Annotated in this window: 3 protein-coding genes; 2 read left to right on the top strand and 1 reads right to left on the bottom strand. The window is 43.1% G+C overall.

All coding sequences use genetic code 11. The annotated features are described in order from the left end of the window. Positions 1 to 7 precede the first annotated feature (7 nt). Positions 8 to 1,774, bottom strand: coding sequence for a glycoside hydrolase domain-containing protein (locus AB7E53_RS14120; RefSeq protein ID WP_446776397.1), 1,767 nt, complete (start codon positions 1,772 to 1,774; stop codon positions 8 to 10). A gap of 188 nt (positions 1,775 to 1,962) precedes the next feature. On the opposite strand from AB7E53_RS14120, the gene AB7E53_RS14115 reads away from it, so the two are divergent. Then, on the top strand, positions 1,963 to 3,810 hold the full coding sequence (locus AB7E53_RS14115; RefSeq protein ID WP_446776395.1) for an ABC transporter ATP-binding protein: 1,848 nt from the start codon (positions 1,963 to 1,965) through the stop codon (positions 3,808 to 3,810). 51 nt (positions 3,811 to 3,861) lie between these two features. Further along, the coding region (locus AB7E53_RS14110) for a glycoside hydrolase family 95 protein (RefSeq protein WP_446776393.1) at positions 3,862 to 4,781 on the top strand (920 nt) is incomplete at its 3' end.

Below are 4,781 nucleotides of genomic sequence, written 5' to 3'. Positions count from 1 at the left end.
TTATTTTTTAGAATTTATTCAGTTCCGTTCTTGCCTGTTGAACCGCCTGGGTAGGATCAGCCTTGGTAAGACCTTCGGGGGTGAATGAAGAAACAAGGGTATTCAACTTTTCAAGCTTGCTCTTGTTATTCTTGTTCTTGAATTCTTCCTTCAGAATGTTTATCTTTTCGTAGTCCTGAATTCCTTCGATCAGTTTTTCCATACGGATGCTTGATCTGTTTTCCGGATATACAATGTAGCAGTCGCCCGCAGCCCAGCTCCGGAAACGAGAGTCCAGCAAGGGCTCTTTGGTCCAGCTGTTGTAGGCCCAGCGTAGATAACCGTCATAGTTTCCGGCCATGGCATGCCAGCCGATCCAGGTTGCCTCTGCCGGAGGAGAGAAGGTGAATGTGTTTGGCAAGGCTTCGGCACAGCAGGTGTACACGGTACTTATTTTACCTTCTTTATCTCTTCTGGCTTTCACATCGGCCGGGAAGTTGTGTCCGAAGGCGAGACATAAATCGTATAAATCTTTTTCTATCTCCGGATGGTAATTTCCTGCCAGCGATATCTTGAAGTCAGGATCTGCATTTTTAATCACCTTAATAGCCTCCTGCATGGCATCAAGTCCTCTTTCATCCATGGCGATAGTCGTTTTGTCGAACCATCCTTTCGATTTCAGATGTCGGGCAAAATCTTTCAGAAACGGTCCCCAATAGTCTTCGTATGCCTTATCTCCCGGTTTTGCCTCAATAAATTGAATACGGTTGGTGGCCTGGTCGAAGTAATCGAAGCGCAATGCCCAGGGAATTAGGGTATAGCAGTTTATCTGTTTGTCTATTCCTACCTCGTTCATCATGAAATTCACCCATTTATCGAAAACATCGTACCTGAATTCCCAGGTTCCGTCCATCTTTTTCATTCTGAAGATCATACTGTCGAAATGATCTTCCGTTTGTCCGTTCCAGGGTTTGTGCATAATGGTGGTGGTAATTACTTTTTGTCCGGCATCGGCCAGTGTCTTCATTACCGGAAGCATGGCATCGAAATGCTCTTTGCTCCATAGCGGAACTTGGTGGTATCGGGCAACCGAATAGGGATTTTGCCACAAATCCAAATGGAAAGCCCAGTTTTTGGGTGCAGGTAAGGTCCGGTTTAGAACCTCTACTTCAAGATTGAGGGTGAGGGCCGACGAGGTATTGTAAGTAAGGGTTACCGTACCTTTGTATACGCCTGGTTTTGTATTTTCAGGAATCCATGTGTTTATCCATATTGGCTGGGCAGAACGGGCGTTTACGTCCTTTACCTTGATAATATCCAACACATCGGCAACAACAGACGAGTCCCAATCGGCTTTAACCGGACGGTGTCCGCAACCGCCTTTTCCATCTTTGTTGAGTTCGTCTGTCATAACATAACGTACAAAGTTAGTTCGGATAACCGACGCGGGAATAACCGATTTCCCGTTGGTAAGGTCGGATACCGATAGGCTTACTTTCTCAAGGTTATTGGTCGTCCACAGAATAGCTTGTGCATTTACACGCTCGCCTTTCCAGCCTGAGATACGCAAACGTTGTGTTTTATTTACCGAAGGAACATTCAGCTTACTGTATCTTACATCTGTTGATCCCCATCTGAGTTGAGGTTTACCCGGTTGTTTATCCCAGGCCTCTTTATCAACCGGCTTTGTGTCTGTTAGCTCGGTATAATCGCCCGATAGTATGTTTCTGGTTTCTTGCCCGTTGGTGACCAGACAAAATGCAAATAATAGATAGATAAGGAATCCGTGTTTCATGTTATGAGTTTTAAGTTTAAAAATACTTGGTGTTATTTTGCCACTAAGATACTATTAATTGACAATATACTCAAAATAGTTATGTAAACTTATCCCTAAATGTTTATATTGTAGCAGATTCGCAGGGTTGATATTGTCCGATAAAAGGATTATGAGTACCTTGCGCCCAATTTAAACATATGTAAAACATGAAAGAATTCATACGGATACTCCAACGTTTTGTGCCTCCCTATAAATCGAATATGGTATGGAACATTGTATTTAATGTTCTGTCGGCGATACTTAATTTATTTTCATTTGCATTGATTATTCCTATTCTTCAGATTCTTTTTAAGATAAACGAAGAGGTATACACTTATACGCCATGGAGTTTTGAACCTTCATCATGGGAATCGTGGAAAGGGCTGGCAGAGGCTGGAAAGAATAATTTCTTTTGGTATATTACCAATCTGATCGAGACCGAGGGCGGATCATTTACACTTATCGTGTTGGGAGTATTCCTTGTGATAATGACTTTTCTAAAGGTGGCTACCATGTATCTGGCATTCTTCCATATGATACCCATCCGTACAGGAGTTGTGAGAGATATACGAAATCAGATCAATAATAAAATTACGCAATTACCCCTTGGATTCTTTTCTGAAGAGCGAAAAGGGGATATCATTGCCCGAATTTCGGGAGATGTGAACGAGATTGAGAACTCGATCATGAGTTCGCTGGATATGCTCTTTAAGAATCCTATTCTAATATTTATTTACCTCACCGGGATGATCCTGATCAGCTGGCAACTAACCGTTTTCGTACTTGTTCTTTTGCCCTTGGCTGGTTACATTATGGGACAGGTGGGGAAAAAATTAAAACGCAAATCGTTACTCGGACAGCAGCAGTGGGGCGATTTGATGTCGCAGATCGAAGAGACGTTAAGCGGTCTCCGTATCATCAAAGCTTTTAATGCAGAAAGTAAAATAAGGAACAGATTTGAAAAGAGTAATGATATATTTCGTCGTACAACGATGAAAATATACCGCCGCCAACAAATGGCACACCCCATGAGTGAGTTTTTGGGAACAGCAACCATTGTGATTGTGTTATGGTACGGAGGAACATTGATTCTGGCCAATAATAGCCCCATCGATGCTCCCACATTTATTTATTACCTGGTAATTTTCTATAGTATTATCAATCCTGCAAAGGATTTATCCAAATCGGTCTATGCCATACAGAAAGGATTGGCATCCATGGAGCGTGTGGATAAGATACTGAAAGCAGAAAGTGATATCAATGATCCGATAGATCCGAAACCAATTTCCTTGCAAAAGCAGATAGAATATAAGAATGTATGGTTCAAATATCAGAACGACTGGGTGCTTAAAAATGTAAATCTGACCATCCCTAAAGGAAAGACTGTGGCCCTGGTAGGTCAGTCGGGTTCGGGAAAAAGTACGTTGGTCGACCTCCTGCCTCGCTTTTACGACGTTAACGAAGGTTCTATTACCATTGATGGAACGGATATCCGTGAAAGTACGTTGTATGATTTACGCGGGTTGATGGGTAATGTAAACCAGGAGGCCATCCTTTTCAATGATTCGTTCTTCAATAATATCTCTTTCGGGGTGAAAAATGCAACATTGGAGCAGGTTAAAGAGGCAGCCAGGATTGCCAATGCACATGAATTTATCATGGCAAGCGAACAGGGATACGAAACTAATATTGGCGATAGAGGGGGCAAATTGTCGGGTGGCCAGCGACAACGCATAAGTATTGCCCGTGCCATACTAAAGAATCCTCCCATTTTAATCCTGGATGAGGCTACCTCTGCTTTGGATACCGAGTCGGAACGACTGGTACAGGAAGCCCTTGAGAACCTGATGAAGAATCGTACCACGATTGTGATAGCGCACCGCTTATCTACCATTCGCAATGCAGATGAAATATGCGTGATGCACGGCGGCGAAATTGTAGAACGGGGCACACATGATGCATTGCTGGTATTGGACGGCTTCTATAAGAAGCTTTGTGACATGCAGCAGTTCTGAGGATCTGCTGTGTGTAAATATTTTGTTTAGGAGTAACAGAAAACATAAGTCATGAAAAAAACAATCTTACTAATCTTATCCGCTGTTATGATAGTTTCGGGCGGATGTAAACAAATGGAAGCACCTCCGGGTAAAAGCTGGAGTTATTTTTTTGATAAACCGGCAAAAGTATGGGAAGAAACGCTGCCTTTGGGAAATGGAAGGATTGGATTGATGCCGGATGGACAAATAAACAAAGAAAACATTGTTCTCAATGAAATTTCCATGTGGTCCGGAAGTAAACAGGACACAGATAATCCGGAAGCCTACAAATCGCTTGCTCAGATCCGGAAGCTGTTGTTTGAAGGGAAAAACGACGAGGCACAGTCTCTGATGTATAAAACCTTTGTGTGCAAAGGCCTTGGAAGCGGTCAGGGAAATGGTGCCGATACGCCTTATGGAAGTTACCAGCTTCTGGGTAATCTGGTAATTGAATACCAGTATCCCAATGAAACAGATACTATTTCACAATATAAACGGACGCTCAATCTGAATGATGCGGTTGCATCAACCTCTTTTAAAAGAGGAAATGTGCTGTATGCGAGGGAAGTATTTACCTCTTTTGCCGACGATTTAGGGGTGATCCATTTGTCTGCCAGCGAAAAAAGTAAACTTGGTTTTACCATAAAGATGAACCGTCCCGAACGTTACCGGGTTTCAACGGAAGGAAACGACCTGATCATGCAGGGAGAATTAGCCAGTGGAACGGACGCCGCAGGGCCGCTTTATGGGGCACGTGTACGTGTAATCCTTCCTCAGAACGGTGACATCGTGACTTCCGATAGCTCACTTACCATAACCGATGCGACGGAAGCAACCATTCTGATCTCTATGGCCACCAATTATTTCGGACATCAGGTTCCTGACCAACTGTCTGCTTTGATAGCAAAAGCAGAAGGAAAAAGTTTTGACGAACTTAAGGATGACCATAT

It is taken from the genome of Macellibacteroides sp., assembly GCF_050251695.1.
GTDB classification, from domain to species: Bacteria; Bacteroidota; Bacteroidia; order Bacteroidales; family Tannerellaceae; genus Macellibacteroides; species Macellibacteroides fermentans.
Note: the sequence above shows the minus strand (reverse complement) of the source record. Positions and strands in the feature narration are given on the sequence as shown.